The sequence below is a fragment of the Pseudomonas oryzihabitans genome (genome assembly GCF_032027545.1).
GTDB lineage: Bacteria > Pseudomonadota > Gammaproteobacteria > Pseudomonadales > Pseudomonadaceae > Chryseomonas > Chryseomonas oryzihabitans_F.
The window spans coordinates 1-18,853 of sequence record NZ_JAVSJB010000006.1; the positions used below are offsets into that span (position 1 = coordinate 1).

Sequence of the window (18,853 nt, forward strand, 5' to 3'; positions counted from 1 at the left end):
TGGCCTGCACCTGGTGGGCTACGTCACCGGCACGGCCAAGGTCGAAGAGCTGCGCGGCTGGCTGCGCGAGGCGCTGCCGGACGTCATGGTGCCGGCGCAGCTGCTGGTGCTGGAGGCCATGCCGCTGTCGGCCAATGGCAAGCTGGATCGCAAGGCCCTGCCGGAGCCGGACCTCAGCCAGAACCTCAGGCCCTACCGCGCCCCGGCCAGCGCCGCCGAGCGTACCCTGGCGCCTATCTGGCAGCGGCTGCTGGGGGTGGACAGGGTCGGGCTGGACGACAACTTCTTCGAGCTGGGCGGCGATTCCATCCTGTCCCTGCAACTGGTCAACCAGGCCCGCCAGGCGGGGCTGGAGATCGCGCCGCGCCAGGTCTTCGAACTGCCGACATTGGCCGCCCTGGCCGCGGCAGCCACCTTGCCGCAAGAGGCCCCAGCGGCCGCGTCGGCCCAGCGCTTCGCCTTGCTGACGGAGCCGCTGCCGGCGGACCTGGACGCCGCCGCGCTGGACGATGCCTATCCGCTTTCGCCCATGCAACGCGGCATGCTGTTCCACGTCCTCGACGAACCGGCAGCGGGACTCTACGTCAACCAGCTCAGCGTCTGCGTCGAGGGTCTCGACAACGCCCGCTTCGCCGCCGCCTGGCAGGCCGCGGTGGCGCGCCACGCGGTGTTGCGTACCGCCTTCGTCTGGGAGGGCCTGCGTGATCCCATCCAGGTGGTGCGCCGCCAGGCGCGGCTGGCGCTGCGCGAGATCGACGGTCGCCAGCACGCCCCGGACCTGGCCGCCCTCGCTGCCGAAGACCGCGGCCGGCCGTTCGACCTCGGCCGGCCGCCGCTGCAGCGCCTGACCCTGGTCCGCCTGGACGACCAGCGCCAGCAACTGATCTGGACCAGCCACCACCTGCTGCTGGATGGCTGGAGCGCCGCGCGCCTGATCAGCGAGGTGCTCCAGGCCTATGCCGGCGAGGCGCTGCCGGAGGTTCCCGGTCGCTACGCCGACTACCTGGCCTGGCTGGCGCGCCAGGACGCCGCCGTGGCACAGGCCTTCTGGCAGCAACGCCTGGCCGGCGCCACGCCGACCCTGCTGGCCGAAAGCCTGCCGCGCCCGACCGGAGGCGCCGGTCACGGTCTGACCTTCACCCGGCTGGATGCCGAGGCGACCCAGGCCTTGCAACGTTTCGCCCGGACCGAGCGCATCACCCTCAACACCCTGATCCAGGGTGCCTGGCTGCTGCTGTTACGGCGCTACACCGGTCGCTCCCAGGTGATCTTCGGCAGCACCGTGGCTGGCCGCCCGGCCGAGCTGCCCGGCATGGAGGAGGTGCTCGGGCTGTTCATCAACACCCTGCCGGTGGCCCAGACGGTAGCTGAAGGCCGCCGCGTGGGCGACTGGCTACGCGAGCTGCAGCAGGAGAACGCCCGGCTGCGCGACTTCGAGCACAGCCCGCTGTACGACATCCAGCGCTGGGCTGGGCAGGGGGGACAACCCCTGTTCGACAGCATCATCGTGTTCGAGAACTATCCGGTGGACGTGGCCCTGCGCCAGCGCACCGGGGCCGGGCTGAGCTTCGGTCCGCTGCAGGTCAAGGACGAGACCAGCGTGCCCATGGACCTGGCCGTACGCCTGGGCGAGACCCTGGAGATCGAATACCAGTACCTGCGCAGCCATTTCGCCGCCGCGGCGGTGGAGCGCATCCGTGCCAACCTGGAACACCTGCTGTTCGCCCTCGCCGCGGGGGCCGATCGGCCGCTGGGCACGGTCGATGGCCTGAGCGCCGTCGAGGAGGCCGCCCTGGCGCGGCTGCAAGGAGAGCCCTGGCAGGACCCGGCGACCTCCCTGGCGCCCCAGGCGATCCTCGCCCAGGCGCGCCGCCGGCCGGATGCAACCGTGCTGGGCGATCCTGAGCGACGCCTGAGCTGGGGCGAGCTGGAGGAACGCAGCGGCCGGCTGGCCAGCTGGCTGCAAGGGCAGGGTGTCGGCGCGGAAACCCGGGTGGCGGTAGCGTTGCGCCGGGGCGTCGACTGGCCGGTGGCGCTGCTGGCCATCTGGCGCGCCGGCGGCGCCTATGTACCGCTGGACGCCAGCTACCCGGCCGAACGCCTGAGCTATCAGCTGGCGGATGCTGGCGCCGCGTTATTGCTCACCGAGAGCGCCCTGGTCGAGCGCCTGCCGGAGGTAGCCGGCACGCTGCGCGTCTGTCTCGACCAGTTGGACCTGACGACCTGCTCGCCGTACCCGGCGGAGCCGCCGCTGGGCCCCGAGCACCTGGCCTACGTCATCTATACCTCCGGCTCCACCGGCCGCCCCAAGGGCGTGGCCGTGGCCCATGGCGCCCTGGCCATGCATGGCCGCGCCATCGGCCAGCGCTACAGCCTCGACGAGCGTACCCATGAGCTGCTGTTCATGTCCTTCGCCTTCGATGGCGCCCACGAGCGCTGGATCGCCCCGCTGATGCACGGCGGTCGACTGTTCATCCGCGGCGAGGAGCTGTGGACGCCCGGGCATACCCTCGAGATGCTCGCCCGGGAAGAGATCGACGTGGCTGCCTTCCCACCGGTCTATCTGCAGCAACTGGTGGCCCAGGTGGCCCGCACCGGCAACCCGCCATCCATGCGCATCTATTGCTTCGGTGGCGAAGCGGTACCCGAGGCCAGCTTCCGCGAGGCGCAGCGCCTGCTCGGCGCCGCGCACCTGATCAATGGTTACGGTCCCACCGAAACCGTGGTCACGCCGCTGTTGTGGAAGGCCGGCCCGGACGATGCCTGCGGCGCCGCCTATGCCCCCATTGGCCAGGCGGTGGGCGAGCGCCGGCTGTATATCCTCGACGAGCGCCTGGAACCGGTGCCCCTGGGGGTGGCTGGCGAACTCTACATCGGCGGCCGCGGCCTGGCGCGTGGCTACCTGGGCCGTCCGGCGGCCACCGCCGAGCGCTTCGTCGCCGATCCCTTCACGCCGGGCGGACGGCTCTATCGCACCGGCGACCTGGTGCGTGGCCGAGCGGATGGCCTGATCGACTACGTCGGCCGGCTGGACCACCAGGTGAAGATCCGTGGCTTCCGCGTCGAGTTGGGCGAGATCGAGGCCAGCCTGCTGGAGCACCCGCAGGTGTGCGAAGCAGTGGTGGATGCCCGCACCGGTCTTTCCGGCCGGCAACTGGTGGGCTATGTCGTGGGCGCGGTGGACCCCAGCGCGCTCAAGGGCTGGTTGCGCGAGCGCCTGCCCGAGCATCTGGTGCCGGCGCAGCTGATGGTGCTCGAACAGCTGCCGCTGACTCCTGGCGGCAAGGTCGACCGGCGCGCGCTGCCGGAGCCCGAACGGGTGCAGGACACCTACCAGCCCCCACGCAATGACCTCGAACGGCAGTTGGCCGTGCTCTGGCAAGAGGTGCTGCAGGTGGAGCGCGTGGGTATCACCGACAACTTCTTCGAGCTGGGCGGTGATTCCATCCTCAGCCTGCAACTGGTCTCGCGCATTCGCGAGAGCCTCGGCGAGCGGCTGCCGCTGCGCCTGCGCGACCTGTTGCAGCACCAGACCATCGCTGGCCTGCTGACCCGGCAACCCGACCAGGCCCCGACGGTGGGTGCCGAACCCGGCCTCGCCGGCGGCGACTTCGGCCTGTTGCCGATCCAGCAGTGGCTGTTCGAGCACAATCGCGTCGAGCCGGACCACTACAACCAGGCGGTCCTGCTGGCCTGTCGCGAGCCGCTGCGCGCGGAGTGCCTGGAGCAGGCCCTGCGCCTGGTGCTCGAACGCCATGCCAGCCTGCGCCTGGCGTTCCGCGAATGCGCCGCGGGCCAATGGGTACAGCGCGAGCGCAGCATGGCCGAGTTGGCCCCGGCCATCGTCGAAGACCCCCTGGTCTGGCAGCGCCAGGCTGCCGATGAAGACGCCGCCCTGGCCATCGCCAACCAGGCGCAGCGCAGCCTCGACCTGGCCAGCGGGCGACTGCTGCGCGCCGTGCTCATCGACGGCCTCGGCCGCGAGCAGCGCCTCTTGCTGGTCATCCACCACCTGGGTGTGGATGGCGTGTCCTGGCGCATCCTGCTGGACGAGCTGCAACGCCTCTACCTGGGCCTGGCCCAGGGCGAGATGCCGCGCTTGCCAGCGCCCACCAGCCGCTACCGGGACTGGGTGCAGGCCCTGAGCGGCCAGGCGCAAGGGGCCGAACTGGCGGCGGAGTTGCCCTACTGGCTCGGCCAGCTCGCCGCCGCGCCGGCCGAGCCGCCGCGCGACAATCCCCGGGGTCGCGCCTGCGTGGCCGAAGCGGAGAACGTCAGCCTGGAGCTGTCCGCCGAAGAGACCCAGGCGCTGCTCAAGCGCGCGCCCCAGGCCCATGGCACCCAGATCAACGACCTGCTGCTCGTGGCCTTGAGTCGCGTACTGTGCCGCTGGCTGGACAGCGAGTCGGTGCTGATCGCCCTGGAGGGCCATGGCCGCGAAGACCTCTTCGGCGACCTGGACCTGTCGCGCACCCTGGGCTGGTTCACCTCGTTGTTCCCGGTGCGCCTGACCCCTGGCCCCGGCGGCCTGGCGACCGCCATCCCGGCGATCCGCGACCAGCTCGCCGCCATTCCCAACCGCGGCCTGGGCTTCGGCGTGCTGCGCTACCTCGGGCCGCCCGAGGTGCAGGCGCAACTACGCGACCAGCCCCAGGCCCGTATCACCTTCAACTACCTCGGCCAGTTCGACCAGAGCTTCGCCGCCGACGCCCCGCTCCGGCCCCTGGCCGAGCGCGCCGGCGACGTCTACAGCCCCCAGGCGCCCCTCGGCAACTGGCTGGAGATCGTCGGCCAGGTGTATGGCGGGCGCCTGCGCCTGCGCTGCCTGTACAGCCGCCGCATGTTCCGCCGCAGCACCGTGGAGCGCCTGATGCAGGCCTATCACGAGGAATTGCTGGCGGTGCTGGAGCATTGCCAGGTACCGGCGGTGGCTCGGATTACCAAGGAGCTACCGGCTTGAAGTCCGCTATTCGTTTTGGGAGTTATCCGCGATGAACATCCATCCCGACCTGGAAGCCTTTCTCGATCTGGTCGACCAGGGCCGTGCGGCGGGGCGACCGCCCCTGCATGCCCTGGCTATAGCGGCGGCCCGGGCGAGCTTCGCCGAGGCCTCCCGCGAGCTCGATCCGACCGCCCCCGCCCTGGCCCACGAGCCCCTGAACCTGCCTACCCGGGATGGCGCGCAGCTGGCCGCGCGCCTCTATCTGCCGCGGGCTACGCGCCCGGCACCGGCCATCCTGTATTTCCACGGTGGCGGCTACTGCGTGGGCGACCTGGAGACCCATGACGCCCTCTGTCGGCGCCTGGCCGTGGCGACCGACAGCGCCGTGCTGGCGGTCGCCTATCGCCGTGCCCCCGAGCATCCCTTCCCAGGCCCGGTGGAAGACGCCCTGGATGCCTGGGCGTGGTTGGTCGCCCAGGCCCCCGATCTCGGCCTGGATCCGCAGCGCCTGGTGGTGGCCGGTGACAGCGCCGGGGCCACCCTGGCGACCGTGGTGGCCGCCACGGCCGCCCGCCAGGGACAGCCAGCGCCACGTGCGCAGGTACTCTGCTATCCCACCACCGATGCCCTTGGCGACTACGAGTCGCGCGAGGTCTTCGCCGATGGCTATCTACTGGAAAGCGCTACCCTGGACTGGTTCTACGGCCAGTACCTGCCAGCGCCAGCCCTGCGTGCCGATCCGCGTTGCTCGCCGCTGCGTGGGCCGGTCCCGGTCGGCCTGGCCCCGGCGTTGGTGCTCTTGGCGCAGTTCGATCCGCTGCTGGACGAGGGCCGCGCCTATGCCGAGCACCTGCTGACGGCCGGGGCGGAAGTCGAGTGGGCGATCTGCCCCGGGCTCACCCACGACTTCCTGCGCCTCGGCAGCCTGGTTCCAGACGTGGCCGAGCACTATGGACGGATCGGCGCCTTCCTGGCGGAGCGCGCGGGCTTCTGATCCCTGCGCATCAGCCAGAGAAAGTAGGGGCAGCCGATGAACGCCGCCAGCAGGCCGGCCGAGACCGGCCAGGGATAGGCCAGGTTGCGCCCCAGCCAGTCGGCTACCAGCATCAGTCCGGCGCCCGCCAGGGCGCTCAGGGCCAGCTGCGGACGGGCCCGGTGGATGCCCAGCTGACGCGCCAGGTGCGGCGCGATCAGGCCGACGAAGCTCAGCGGTCCGACGACCAGGGTGGCGGTGGCCGTGAGCAGGGCCGCGCACAGCACCAGGGCCAGCCGTGCGGCACCCAGGCGCAGGCCCAGCGCTGCCGCTGTCGGCCCGCCGAGGGCGAGCAGATCCAGGGGCCGGCCCAAGGCCAGTGCCAGCAGCAGACCCAGCAGCATGACCAGGTTGGCGAGCAGGGCGCGTGGGCCGTCCACGGCGTAGGTCGAGCCGGTCATCCAACCGAGCAATTGGGTCACCCGCGGATCGCCACTGGCCAGCAGCAGGGTGCCCAGGGCGCCCAGCAAGGTGGTCAGGCAGACACCGGTGAGCAGCATGCGCTCGCTGCCGTAGCCGTCGCGGCGCCCCATGGCCAGCAGCGCACCCAGGGCGAGCAGCGCGCCGAGCAGGGCCGCCGGCAGCAGATAGGGCTGAGGGGTGGCCACCAGCAGGAACAGCAGCATCACCGCCAGCGCGGCCCCGGAACTCACCCCGAGCACTTCCGGGCTGGCCATGGGATTACCGGTAAGGCGCTGCACCAAGGCGCCGGCCAGCGCCAGCATGGCCCCGGCGGCCAGGGCGCCGGCCACCCGCGGCAGACGCCAGTGCAGCACCACCTGGCTGCTGTCGCCCAGGCTCCAGCCCTGGGGCGTGCGACCCAGCAGCAGGGCCGGCACCAGCAGCACGGCCACGACCAGCAGACCGCCCAGCAACAGGGGGGCGACGCGGCGTGCCGCCCGGGCCGGCGGCGCTGGCGGTGGCCGCAGGCGGGCGGCGCGCGGTTGGCGGCCCAGTAGCCAGAGCAGCAGTGGCACGCTCAGCACCGAGGTCAGCAGACCGGCGGGGACCTCGCCGGCCAGGGCCGAGAGTTCGCGCGCGCCCTGGTCCACCAGCCACAGCAGGACCGCGCCGAACAGCGGCGCCCAGAACAGCCGCTGGGGCAGGCGCCGGGCGCCGCTGAGACGGGCGATGGCCGGTGCGGCCAGGCCGATGAAGCCGATCGGGCCGACGCTGCCGACCACGCAGGCGCTGAGGGTCACGGCGATGGCCAGGGCCAGCACGCGGGTGCGCGCCAGATTCACGCCCAGGCTGGCGGCGCTCTCGTCGGCCAGGCCCAGGGTCGCCAGCGGGCGGACCAGCAGCGCCGCCAGCACGCCGAGGACCAGCAGGCGCGGTGCCAGGTAGGTCACCCCGCCCCAGCCGTTCTGGCTCAGGGAGCCGGCCTGCCAGAGGAACAGATCGCTCAGGTAGTCGTGGTTGAACAGGATCAGCAGCGAGTTGAGCGCGCCGCAATAGAGACTGATCACCATGCCGGCGAGGATGAAGTTCAGGGGCACCAGGGTACGCTGCCAGGCGATGGCGAACAGCAGCAGGGTAGCGAGGGCGGCGCCGGCCAAGGCCACGCCCTCCAGGCCATGGGCGAGCAGGCCGGGGGCCCAGAGCAGGCATAGCGACAGGGCCAGGTTGGCCCCCGCCGAGACGCCCAGGGTGCCTGGTTCGGCCAGCGGATTGCGCAGCACCTGCTGGAACAGGGCGCCGGCCAGGCCCAGGGCGGCGCCGGCCAGCCAGGCCATGGCCACCCGCGGCGCGAAACTGTCGCGCAGCAGCACCGCCTGCAGGCTGTTCGCCGAGTCGGCGCCGCTGACACCCGGCCATAGCGGCACGAGACCCTTGGCCGTGAGCAAGGCGGCCAGCGCCAGCAGCAGGGCGAACAGCGGCCAGGGCGAAGAGCGGCGGGAGTCAGGCATGCCGGACTCCTTCGAGATGGCGGGTCAACTGCTCGGCGAGGAACAGCGCCGAGGCCACGCCGCCATAGGGAAAGAAGCGCGGCAAGGTCAACACGTGGCCGGCGCGGACCGCCGGCAGCGCCTGCCACAGGGTGCCGTCCTGGCGCAGGCGTTGCAGCTCGGCCAGGCGGGTCGGCAACTCCACGCAGACCAGCAGGGCCTCGGGCGCCTCGGCCAGGCGCTCGATCCCCACCAGGGTCACCCCCATGGCGTTGCTGCGGCCCTGCCAGGCGTTGCGCAGGCCCAGGCGCTCGAGTACGGCCTGGATCAGGCTGCCACGCCCATACAGGGTGGCATGGCGCCCGTCGGCGTTGACCAGGGCGACCTGTACCGGTGGGCGTGGGCTGGTGGCCAGGCGGGCAGCCAGGGCACCGAGCCGCCGGTCTACCTCGGCAAGATAGGCCTGGGCCTCCTGGAGCCGGTCGAGACGGGCGCCCAGCGTGAGCAGCAGGGCGCTGGCGCGCGTATAGGGATCGGCGGAGGGGTAGAGGTCGACGATTTCCGTAGGCGCGATGCTGCGCAGCGCCCGATCCACCACCGGGGCCAGCGGATCACTGAGGATCAGGCTGGGCTGCAGGCGCTGCAGCAATTCCAGATTGGGTTCCCAGAAGGGGCCTATGTCCTGCACCTGTGCAGGCAGGGCAAAGGTCGGCATGCGGCGCCGGTAATAGCCGGTGTCCGAGCCGGCGAGGGGTATCACCCCCAGGGCCAGTAGCGTCTCCAGGGCCGCCCAGTTGATGGCGACGATGCGTGCTTGCTGAGCGGGGGCGGCGAACAAGGGTGGCAGCGCGCTGAGCAACGCGCCTCCGAGCAACCCTTTTACCAACTGACGACGGGCAAAGATCATGGACGATACGTTCTCGAAACAGACGACGAAGCCCCGTGAGGGGCTTCGAGGGTGAGGCGGCTGGTGAATCGTCGATCAACGCTTACCAGCTGTACTTGACCGTACCCAGCAAGGTACGGGTTTCGCCGGGATAGCAGCTGGTGGTGCCGTCGCAGGTACCCACGTAGTGCTTGTTCCCCAGATTCTGTCCGGTGAGCGAGACGGTGACGTTGCGGTTGATGGGATAGCTCACGCCCGCATCGAACAGGGTGTGGGGGGCGATCTTGTAGACATTGGCGTTGTCGCCGTAGAAGGACCCCACGTAGCGCAAGCCGCCACCCAGGCTCAGGCCGCGTAGCGCGCCGTCGCGGAAGGTGTAGTTGAGCCAGCCGGACGCCATGTGCCTGGGCACGTTGGAAAACTCGTTACCCTTGTCGCCATTGTTGCTCTTGGTGATCTCGGTGTCCGTGTAGGTATAGGACGCCAGCAGATCCCAATTGGCGTCCAGGCGGGCCTTCGCCTCGGCCTCGATGCCCTTGGAACGCACCTCACCCGTGGCCTCGCTGAAGCCGGTTGGTATGCCATTCTGCAGGACGTTGGTCAGCACATTGGTCTTGGTGATGTCGAAGGCCGCCAGGGTCAGCAGCAGGCCATCGTTGGGCTGGTACTTGACCCCCGCTTCCCACTGACGCGCTTCGCTCGGGTCGAAGGTGGCACCGCGGATATCGGTCCCGCTGTTGGGGACGAAGGATTCGGCATAGCTGACATAGGGCGCCAGGCCGAAGTCGGTCAGGTAGGTCAGGCCGACACGACCGGTGAAGTCCTGATCCTTGGCCAGGGCATCGCTGCTGGTCAGGTGATTGGCGGTGCTGGTGCGTACCTCGTCGTAACGACCGCCGACGGTCACGATCCAGTGATCGTCGAGATGAATCTGGTCCTGCAGGTAGTAACCGATCTGGTCCTGAGTCTGGTTCTGGTCGACCGCCAGGGCGTTCGGCCGGCCAACGTTGAGGCCATACACGGGATTGGCCGGATTGAGCAGCAGCGGCAGCAGGGTACCCAGGTTGGCCGTGGTCAGCTGCGTCTGGTAGCGCTTGACGTCGGATTCGGTACGCGCGTAGTCGATCCCGGTCAACAGGGTGTGCTGGATGCCCGCGGTGGCGAAGTCGAACTGCAGCTGGTTGTCGACGGTGAGTGCATTGAGGTGCTCGTCGAAGCGGCGGGGCTGGCGTACCACGTAGTTGGCCAGGGGGCCGTTGACCAGGGCCGCGGTCTGCGCGGGCGGCAGTTGGAGCTGGGGCGCCACGCTGGCCACGGTACCCTGGCCGAGCAGGTTGTTGAGCACGAAGTCCACCTGGCCATAGCGCAGGTTCTGGCGGAACTCGACGTTGTCGTTGAAGCGATGGCGGAAGCGGTAGCCCAGGCTGAACTGACGCTGGTACGAATGGTTGAAGGAGTGATCGCCAAGCAGCACGTCCTCGTCGACGTGCTGGTAATAGGGCGTGTAGGCGGAGAGGGTGCCGCCATTGTCGTCCTTCAGGAAGTCCGCGAGGACGGTCAGGCTGGTATCGTCGTCCGGCGCCCAGGTGAAGGAGGGCGCGAGGTAGAAGCGATCGTCGGGTACCTCATGGCCATCGGAATACTCGAACTGGGTATCGCTTTTACGTACCACGCCTACCACGCGATAGAGCAGGGTGCCGTCGTCGGTCAGCCGGTCACCGATATCGAAGCGTGCCTGGGTGCGGTCGTGGCTGCCATAGCCCAGTTCCACCTCATGGATACCCGCGGCGGTCGGCATCTTGCTCACCCGGTTGATGATGCCGCCGGCATCGCCCAGGCCGAACAGGCTGGAGGATGGACCGCGCACCACCTCGATGCTATCGAGCCCATAGGGCTCGCTGCGGAAGAAGCTGTAGCTGTTGTTCAACTGACGCAGACCATCGCGATAGTCACTGGTGCCCTGGGCATTGAAGCCTCGAATGTAGAGCCAGTCGTAGCCCTTGGGGTCGACGCCGTAGGTCTCGGTCTTCACCCCGGGTACGTAGCGCAGCGCCTGGGTCACGCTTTGCACGTTCTGCACGTCCATTTGCTGCCGGGTGATCACCGAGATGGACTGGGGTGTTTCCAACAGCGGAGCGCCGGTCTTGCTGCCGGCCTGACTGCTATTGGCCACGAAACCCGTGGGTTCGTCCTGAATCGTGGTGGCGATGGTGGTGGCGGGCAGGGCGGTGGTGTCGCTCGCCGTTTTGGCGTTGGCAAGCAGCGTGACGCGGTCGCCGTCGAGCTCGTAACGGATGCCGGTCCCACCCAGCAGGCGGTCAAGGGCCTGGCGCGGCGTCAGATCGCCGCGTACGGCAGGGGCGCGCAGACCGCGGACCTGGGTGGCATCGAAGAGCACCTGCACCTTGGCTTGGCGACCCAGGTCGGTCAGCGCCTGCGCCAGGGGCTGCGGACGGATATCGAGCTGAACCGCCCAGGCATTCCCGGTCAGGGCGCCGAGCGTGGCCAAGGTGATGCTCATGGCGAGTCGATGGGGACGAAAGACGCGAGGTGAAAAGCCCATGTTGCAAGTGCTCCGTGCAAAACGACAATCGTTAATGTGAATTATTCGCTTATAAGACGCATCACCTCGGGAAAACCGGAAGAAAAAAATTCGTTAGAGGGCGGGATAGAGCCTTTTCAGTCGAAGAGCGTCGGCTCGACCGGCGCGTTGACGGTCTGGGCGACGATGTGTCCCTTCTCCAGATGCAACACGCGGTCGGCTACCTCGAAGTAGCGGTCATCGTGCGAGATGACCACGATGGTCTTGCCCAGACGCTGGAATTCGGGCAGCAGCTCGCGATAGAAGATGCGCCGGAAGGCAGGGTCCTGGTCTGCCGCCCACTCGTCGAACACCAGGACCGGGCGCCCTTCCAGCCAGGCCTGCAGCAGGGCGAGGCGCTTACGCTGGCCGGTGGATAGATCGGTGGTGGAGAAGCGCTGATCCCGAATGTCCACCTTGTGGCCGATCTCGAGGCGCGCCAGGTATTGCAAGGCCTGCTCGGGTAGGGTCGCGGAGTCCTGCAGGACGTCGTCGAACAGGTAGTAATCGGTGAACACCGTCGTGAACAACTGGCGGTAGGCATCGCGATTCGCCGCGGTGACCGGTACGCCATCGTGCAGCAACTCGCCGTCACGTGCCTCGTACAGCCCCAGCAATACCTTGATCAGGGTGGTCTTGCCGCAGCCGTTCTCGCCGGCGATGAACAGGATTTCGCCCCGGCGGAGGTGTAGGTCGATAGGGCCGAGCGCGAAGCCCGTGCCCTCGGCGGCGGGATAGCGGTAGGCCAGGCCACGTAGCTCGATGCCCTGGCGCAGGACCGCAGGGGGGGCGTCGGCGGCGTTGAGTGGCAGGGAGGGTTCCGGGGTGGAGAAGTCCGCGGATAGCTCCGCGATGCGGCCGAAGGCCACCTGGGCTCGGCTGACGATGGGCAGGTTGCCGATCAGGCTTTCCAGTGGGCCCTTCATGTACAGCAATACCAGTATGAAGCCGCTCAAGGTGCCCTTGTCGGTGCTCGGCCAGAGCGACTCGTAGGTGAGGGCGACGCCGATGACGATGAAGAACAGCGTGGAGCCGAAGCCCTTGGCGATGACGAACAGATTGATGGCGCTCAGCTGGATGGCGCAAATCCGCTCGGCGGTTCCCTTGAGGCGCCCATCGTAGTGGCGTTCCCGCCGCTGGCGGTTGATGCGCAGTTCCTTGGCGCCTTCCATCAGTGCCTGGTAGTGCTTCTGCAATTCGTCTTCCTGCTCGCGAGCGGCGAAAAAGCCGCGGATACCGCGGCTGCGAGCGAAGTATTGGATGGCACTGCCGATGATGATGGCCACGGCGGTGACCAGGAACATGCTCCACGACAGGAAGGCCATGTACAGCAGGCAACTGAGGGAGATGGTGAAGGACACCGCCAAAGGCGCGAAGGCGAAGGCGAAGTCACTGATGGTGTCCACGTCGTGCGTCAGTACCGGGATCAGCCGGTGGCTGCGATAGCGTTCCAGTTGGTCCATGGGCGCGCTGATGATCTTGCGGCCCAGTTCTTTGCGCAGCCTGGCGATGACGTGCTGGCCCACATAGTTGGTGCCGATGTCGGAGAGGATGGAACCTGTCAACGCCAGCAGGCAGAAACCGCCGAAGGCGAGCAGCAGGGTACTGGGCACCAGGCCCTCGGCGTGCAGGCTGCGATTGATGGTGGCCAGCAGCGCGGTGATGCTCAGGCCGCCGACAATGCCCAGCAGCACGGACAACAGGAGGATTGGCCAGAATGGCCGCAACAGTCCCAAGAGCTCGACGAGGGCCGTGGAGGATTTTGCGCGCATGAAGAATTCCTGTAGTGAGGGGCCAGGCTGAACCTGGTCACGGACGGCTCAGGAGGTGACGAATGGCGGGCGTGGGAAATTACCGAGGACGCGCGGCGGTAGGCGGCTCCGTCCGCGGTGGCTGGCCGATCACAAGGCCTTGTAGCGACTCGCGACGAGCACGCTGCCATCCTGCTGGGTGGTCACCTCCACCGGCAGGATCTTCGGTAGCTGGTACAGCAGCTTTTCCAAGGCTGCGACGCTGTAGATGCCGCCCGGGCGCATGGCGGCGGCCTGGGCATCGGCCACTCTCACGTCACGCTCCAGATAGCGACCGATCAACGGCAGGATCTCGCCCAGCGGCTGGCCATCGAGCACCAGCTGGCCCTGGCGCCAGGCCAGCAGCGCCTGGACATCGGTGTGGCGGATTTCCGGTCCATGCCCGGCCAGGTAGCGGGCCTGCATGCCAGCCGTCAGCTCGACGACCTGGGTCCGGCCTTCCGGGGTCACCCGCACCCGGCCTTCGGCGACGGTGACGATAAGGTCATTGCGGGTATTCCAGATATCGAAGCGCGTGCCGGTGACCCTGATCTCGCCTTGGCGCGTCTTGACGGTGAACGGGTGGAAGCGGTCGTGATGAACCTCGAAGAAGGCCTGACCCGCGGGCAGATAAAGATCCCGGCGGTCGATGAACGCGCCGTAGAACAGCGATGTATGGGTATTGAGGCTCACCTGAGAGCCGTCGGGCAGGCTGATCTGCTGCATTCCTGCCGTGGCACCGTAGTAGCGGACGCTACTGGGTAGCAGCCCACCATACCAGCCGGCCAACCACAGCCCGCAGCAGGTCGCCATCACGCAGCCCAGGCGTAGCAGCCGTCGGCGCCGCAGCCGTGGTCGGGGCTGGACAGAAGTGGGCGGCAAATGGCCGGCCAAGCCCCAGAGAGTTTCGATCGCCTGGTATTCGGCTAGATGGCGTGGGTCCTGGGCACACCAGGCGGTGAAGGCGTCGCGCTCGGCTGCGGAACAGTCATCCGCCTGGAGGCGTAGATGCCAGGTAGCAGCTTCTTCGCTCAGGCGCTGTTGTTCGGCAGACCAGGTCACGGGCGGACATCCATCGGCGAAAATGCAAGGGGCCGGCAACCTACATTGCTGGCACCGTCAGAGTAAAGCATAGTGGCGATCTGCAATATGGGCGCCACTCATCGGCACGGGAGGCACGAATTGATAGGCTACTACCAGGAATTACTCAAGTTCCTGACGCGCGCGACGGGTGATCGCCAGACTGCGGCCGACCTCGTTCAGGCCGCCTATCTTCGCCTTCTCGACCGTTCGTCCGCAGTCGAAATCCAGGAGCCGCGGGCGTTGCTGTATCGCACGGCCATCAACCTGTCCATCGATCTACGGCGTCGCGAGCGGGTGCGCCAGGATGAGCTGGCTACCGGTCTCGAGGCCGAAGAGGTACCGACCGCCGACTGTCCCCACGAAGGTCTGGCGCGCGATCAGCAGCTTGCCCTGCTGCAGCGCGCGCTGGAAGAGCTGCCGCCAGCCTGTCGCGAGGCGTTTCTGTTGCGTAAGCTCGAGGGGTTGAGCCATGGCCAGATCGCGGAGCAACTGGGGCTATCCAAGGCTTCCGTGGAAAAGCACATCGTCAACGCCATGCGCCACTGCCGCCTACGTCTGCTGGACTGGAACGCCTGATCCTTACCCGCATCCACAATGCCTGAATGAGGTGCATTGCCGTAAGCAGGCGCACCGTGGTTGTTCATTTTAGGTAAATCCCGGCCTTTTCCTGTCGTCCCTCCTAGTGCACCCCCGAACGCCTCCGGCGCCTCGGGTCTTCCGCTTTCCAGAGGACGGCACTCATGGCACAGCACGACAGTGCATCGAGCACACCCTACGACCTGCTCGGGGTCGGTTTCGGACCTTCCAATCTGGCCTTGGCCATCGCCTTGCGTGAGCAGAGCGAGCGTGATGGTCGACCCCTGCGCTCGCTGTTCATCGATCGCCAGGCTGACTACCGCTGGCACGGTAATACCCTGGTTACCCAGAGCGAGCTGCAGATTTCCTTCCTCAAGGATCTGGTGACGCTGCGTAATCCCACCAGTCCCTTCAGCTTCGTCAATTACCTGCATAGCCAAGGGCGCCTGGTCGACTTCATCAACCTGGGGACCTTCTATCCCTGTCGATTGGAATTCAACGACTACCTGCGCTGGGTGGCGGAGCACTTCGCCAGCCAAAGCCGCTACGGTGAAGCGGTGGTTCGGGTCGAGCCCGGTCCGCAGGAAGCCGACGGCTCTCTTCGCCAGCTGGACGTCGTGGCATGCGATGCGGCAGGACAGGAGCGGCGCTATCGAACCCGCTCCCTGGCGCTCAGTACTGGCGGTACGCCGCGCATTCCTCAGGTTTTCCGCGCACTCCGCCAGTATCCGCAGGTGTTCCACCATGCGCAGTACCTGGAGCGTTTGGCTGCGCTACCCTGCGCCCAGGGCCAGCCGATGCGCATCGCGGTAGTCGGCGGTGGCCAGAGCGCGGCCGAGGCTTTCATCGATCTCAATGACAGCTATCCCCAGGTCAGGGTCGACATGGTGCTCCGCGGTGCGGTGCTCAAGCCCGCCGACGACAGTCCTTTCGTCAACGAGATCTTCGCTCCTGAGTACACCGATCTGGTGTTCAACCAGCCGCCCGAGGAGCGTGAAAGGCTGATCAACGAGTATCACAACACCAATTATTCGGTGGTGGACCTTGATCTCATCGAGCGCATCTACGGCATTCTCTATCGGCAGAAGGTTGCCAGGAACCAGCGCCACGGTTTCCTGTGCCGCCGCAGCATAGAGTCGGCGCAACTGGTCGACGGGAAAGTGGAGTTGCGCCTGCGGGATGTGGCCACCGCTACGGTGGAGAACCATCGCTACGATGCGGTGATCCTGGCGACTGGCTATGAGCGTACCTCCCATCGACAGCTACTCGAACCCCTGGCGCCGCTGTTGCAGGACTTCGCGGTGGATCGTAGCTATCGCCTGCAGACCGACGAACGTCTGCAGGCACCGATCTACCTGCAGGGCTTCTGTCAGCACAGCCATGGCCTCAGCGACACCTTGCTGTCGGTACTGCCGGCGCGGGCCGGTGAGATCGCCGAGGCGCTCCACTCGACGCTCGAATCCGCGCGGCTACGGGCTGAGCGAGCCGAGCTGGCAGATGTCTGATCTACAGTGGCAACGCTCAGGCGTTGCCACCTGCCGTCCCCCTTGGTTTTTTAGGAGAGCGAGTGCCTGTTTTTCGTTGGTTGTGTCGTCTTTCGCTGTCTATCTGCCTGGCCGTACCCGTCTGGGTACGGGCAGACCCCCTAGCTGGCGAGGTGCTGAGCGAGCGCACCCTGCGCGTATTCAAGGCTGATGCCTTGGCAGCCAAACTGGGCGACCGTGTGCGCAGTGTCGGTCAGCCCCGCTGCGACGTTCGCCTGATCGAGATCACCTATCGCACCCGTGGCGTCCACGACGAACCGGCCGATGCCTCGGCCATGCTCCTGTTGCCCGAAGGTCCTCACTGCCAGGAGCCCAAGGCGCTACTCGGCTGGGCACGGGGGACCGAGACCCGCAGAGCCTCCGCTCAGGCGGAGGCTGTGGCTCGGGCCGGCAGCAGTCCCTTGATCGAACTCTATGCTGCCCAGGGCTATGCAGTGGCCGCTACCGACTATCTGGGGCTGGGCCATTCGAGTTATCCCTTCCATCCCTATCTGCATGCTGCCACCGAGGCCACCGCCGTGATCGATTCCTTGCGTGCGGCACGTCGAGTCATGGCGCGCGAGGGAGTGGCACTGTCTGGCCAGGTCATGTTGGCCGGCTATTCTCAGGGCGGCCATGCCACCCTGGCCGCGCAACGGACGCTGGAGCAGCGCTATGCCAAGGAATTCAATCTCGTCGCCAGTGCGCCCATGTCCGGACCCTATGCGCTGAGTCAGACCTTTCTGGATAACTGGCCGGGGCGCACGCCGGCAGGCGCCAATGTCCTCGCGCCCTATCTATTCAGCTATACCCTGGTGGCCATGCAGCGAGTCTATGGGAATCTCTATCAACGACCCGATGAACTGCTGCGGCAGCCCTGGGCGACTCGTGTGGAGCGGCTGCTGCCGGGTCCGGACAACGTCTTCAAGCTTCTACGCGAGCAGGCGCTACCGGCGTCGAATCATCTCGACCGCTTGCGGCAACCGGCTTTCACCCGGGAGTTCATGGAAAACCCGGAACAGCCGTTCCGCGTGGCGCTGCGGCGCAACGACCTGCTGGACTGGACGCCACGGACTCCGACACTGCTGTGTGGTGCTTCGCGCGATACCGTGGTCGAGTTTCGTAATGCGCGCAGCGCCTTCCAGGCTTTCAGGGCGCGTGGCGCCCCGGTTCGGCTGCTGGACGTGGATGAGCGCCTTCCGTCGGGGTTGGATGGTCTGCAGATACATACCCAGGCGGCGGCTGCGGCCTGCATGCTGGCGACGCGTCAGAACCTGCTCGACCCTGAACGCCACTAGGTAGGGTGGGGCAGTAATTCCTGGCGGTCGTGCTTCGTCTATCCAGCTGATGCCTTTCGGAAAAGCTGCCATGACCGTCCCGACTACCCTGTTGCTTCCTTCCGGCCAGGAACTCCATGGCCACTGGAGTGAGGCTGTACTGACCTTGAGCTTGAACGGTCGTCATCTGGCGACTGCGACCGGCGTGGATGATCTTTGGCAGGTCAGGGAGCTGGCTGCCGATCAAGAGTCGAGTCTCTGGTGCCTGGCCTATTGGCTGCTGGTGCGCAGCGTCGCCGACCATCTCAAATGGCAGGGCTTGTCGCCGGACTTGGCAAATCGCAGTGGATTGGTGCTTCGCCGTGCCGATGGCGCCTTGGTCACCGAGCGTACGGCGTTCTGGCAATTGCCAACCCCCTGGCTGCGACAGCCCGCCACGACGCCCTGGCCGCAGACCTGGGCCTGGAGTGGCGCGATCCGCCATCTGCGCCGGCCTCCCAAGCCGGAAGGAGAGGTCTATCGGCGCTTCGACACGCGCCTGGGCAGCTGGATCTCTCTGCGCACACTGGATCTGACGGTCGACCTGCCGAGTTTCCATCGCTGGCAGAATTCGCCGCGAGTCGCCGCCTTCTGGCAAGAGGAGGGCAGCCTGGAGCAGCACCGCGCCTATCTCCAGCGCCTCGCCGAGGATCCCCACGTCCAGACGTTGATCGGCTGCTTCGACGACGAACCCTTCGCCTACTTCGAGGCCTACTGGGCCAAGGAGGATCGCATCGGACCCTACTATGGCGTCGGCGATCACGACCGCGGCCTGCACATGTTGGTTGGCGAGGAAGGTCATCGGGGGGCACATAAGGTCGCTTGTTGGCTGCCCGCGGTGGCGCACTGGTTGTTCCTGGACGAGCCGCGTACGCAGCGCCTGGTCTGTGAGCCACGGGCGGACAACGAGCGCATGATCGCCCATCTGCAACGTCAGGGTTTCTATCGACAGAAGGACTTCGATTTTCCGCACAAGAGAGCCGCGCTGATGCTGCTGGAGCGCGAGCGCTTCTTCGACCGTTGCGTGCTGGCCTGAGGCCACGCCTGACGGTGCGCGGAGGCAGGCCTTGGAAGCTGTTCACAATCTGCTGCGCCTCGGCCAAACGGCGTTGAAAATGCTTTCGAAATGCTCATTTACCACTCGTAAACTGCGCTTTCTCAAGCATTTGATTCGCTGGCGCTCACCCTACGGGCCAGCCGTTGGCTGTTACTCCCGTTGGTCGTTGCGCCTTGT

11 protein-coding genes are annotated in these 18,853 nt (G+C 67.2%); 6 read left to right on the forward strand and 5 right to left on the reverse strand.

The window, feature by feature from the left end:
- Both RND78_RS11485 and RND78_RS11490 read left to right on the forward strand, forming a co-directional pair.
- The coding region (locus RND78_RS11485) for a non-ribosomal peptide synthetase (RefSeq protein WP_312728862.1) at positions 1-4,960 on the forward strand (4,960 nt) is incomplete at its 5' end.
- Positions 4,961-4,991: 31 nt separating this feature from the next.
- Entirely contained in the window at positions 4,992-5,936 is a 945-nt protein-coding gene (locus RND78_RS11490) for an alpha/beta hydrolase (RefSeq protein ID WP_312728863.1), read from the forward strand.
- Here the strand turns inward: RND78_RS11490 and fhuB are convergent.
- From fhuB to RND78_RS11515, 5 genes are all read right to left on the reverse strand, one after another.
- Complete coding sequence (fhuB, locus tag RND78_RS11495) at positions 5,891-7,885, reverse strand: Fe(3+)-hydroxamate ABC transporter permease FhuB (protein WP_312728864.1); 1,995 nt, start codon at positions 7,883-7,885, stop codon at positions 5,891-5,893. The genes RND78_RS11490 and fhuB overlap by 46 nt on opposite strands.
- Positions 7,878-8,771 carry an ABC transporter substrate-binding protein gene (locus tag RND78_RS11500; RefSeq protein WP_312728865.1) on the reverse strand — a complete coding sequence of 298 codons (894 nt, stop codon included), beginning with the start codon at positions 8,769-8,771 and terminating at the stop codon, positions 7,878-7,880. Before RND78_RS11500 ends, fhuB begins: the two co-directional genes overlap by 8 nt.
- 82 nt (positions 8,772-8,853) lie before the next feature.
- Complete coding sequence (locus RND78_RS11505) at positions 8,854-11,271, reverse strand: TonB-dependent siderophore receptor (RefSeq protein ID WP_312728867.1); 2,418 nt, start codon at positions 11,269-11,271, stop codon at positions 8,854-8,856.
- A gap of 158 nt (positions 11,272-11,429) precedes the next feature.
- On the reverse strand, positions 11,430-13,103 hold the full coding sequence (locus tag RND78_RS11510; protein WP_312728869.1) for a cyclic peptide export ABC transporter: 1,674 nt from the start codon (positions 13,101-13,103) through the stop codon (positions 11,430-11,432).
- A gap of 129 nt (positions 13,104-13,232) precedes the next feature.
- Positions 13,233-14,183, reverse strand: coding sequence for a FecR family protein (locus RND78_RS11515; protein WP_312728870.1), 951 nt, complete (start codon positions 14,181-14,183; stop codon positions 13,233-13,235).
- A gap of 87 nt (positions 14,184-14,270) precedes the next feature.
- On the opposite strand from RND78_RS11515, the gene RND78_RS11520 reads away from it, so the two are divergent.
- From RND78_RS11520 to RND78_RS11535, 4 genes are all read left to right on the forward strand, one after another.
- Entirely contained in the window at positions 14,271-14,780 is a 510-nt protein-coding gene (locus RND78_RS11520) for a sigma-70 family RNA polymerase sigma factor (RefSeq protein ID WP_409457045.1), read from the forward strand.
- A gap of 164 nt (positions 14,781-14,944) precedes the next feature.
- On the forward strand, positions 14,945-16,285 hold the full coding sequence (locus RND78_RS11525; protein ID WP_312728873.1) for a SidA/IucD/PvdA family monooxygenase: 1,341 nt from the start codon (positions 14,945-14,947) through the stop codon (positions 16,283-16,285).
- 62 nt (positions 16,286-16,347) lie between these two features.
- Positions 16,348-17,601, forward strand: a complete 1,254-nt coding sequence (locus RND78_RS11530; protein WP_312728874.1) for a lipase family protein — start codon at positions 16,348-16,350, stop codon at positions 17,599-17,601.
- A gap of 70 nt (positions 17,602-17,671) precedes the next feature.
- A complete protein-coding gene (locus tag RND78_RS11535; RefSeq protein WP_312728876.1) occupies positions 17,672-18,655 on the forward strand; it encodes a GNAT family N-acetyltransferase in 984 nt (327 codons plus the stop codon).
- Positions 18,656-18,853 lie beyond the last annotated feature (198 nt).

Excerpts from the sequence above, each read along its gene's own strand:
- RND78_RS11505 (WP_312728867.1), bottom strand. The coding sequence starts at position 11,271 with ATGAGCATCACCTTGGCCACGCTCGGCGCCCTGACCGGGAATGCCTGG.
- RND78_RS11520 (WP_409457045.1), top strand. The coding sequence starts at position 14,271 with ATGGGCGCCACTCATCGGCACGGGAGGCACGAATTGATAGGCTACTAC.
- fhuB (WP_312728864.1), bottom strand. The coding sequence starts at position 7,885 with ATGCCTGACTCCCGCCGCTCTTCGCCCTGGCCGCTGTTCGCCCTGCTG.
- RND78_RS11535 (WP_312728876.1), top strand. The coding sequence starts at position 17,672 with ATGACCGTCCCGACTACCCTGTTGCTTCCTTCCGGCCAGGAACTCCAT.
- RND78_RS11490 (WP_312728863.1), top strand. The coding sequence starts at position 4,992 with ATGAACATCCATCCCGACCTGGAAGCCTTTCTCGATCTGGTCGACCAG.
- RND78_RS11525 (WP_312728873.1), top strand. The coding sequence starts at position 14,945 with ATGGCACAGCACGACAGTGCATCGAGCACACCCTACGACCTGCTCGGG.
- RND78_RS11500 (WP_312728865.1), bottom strand. The coding sequence starts at position 8,771 with ATGATCTTTGCCCGTCGTCAGTTGGTAAAAGGGTTGCTCGGAGGCGCG.
- RND78_RS11510 (WP_312728869.1), bottom strand. The coding sequence starts at position 13,103 with ATGCGCGCAAAATCCTCCACGGCCCTCGTCGAGCTCTTGGGACTGTTG.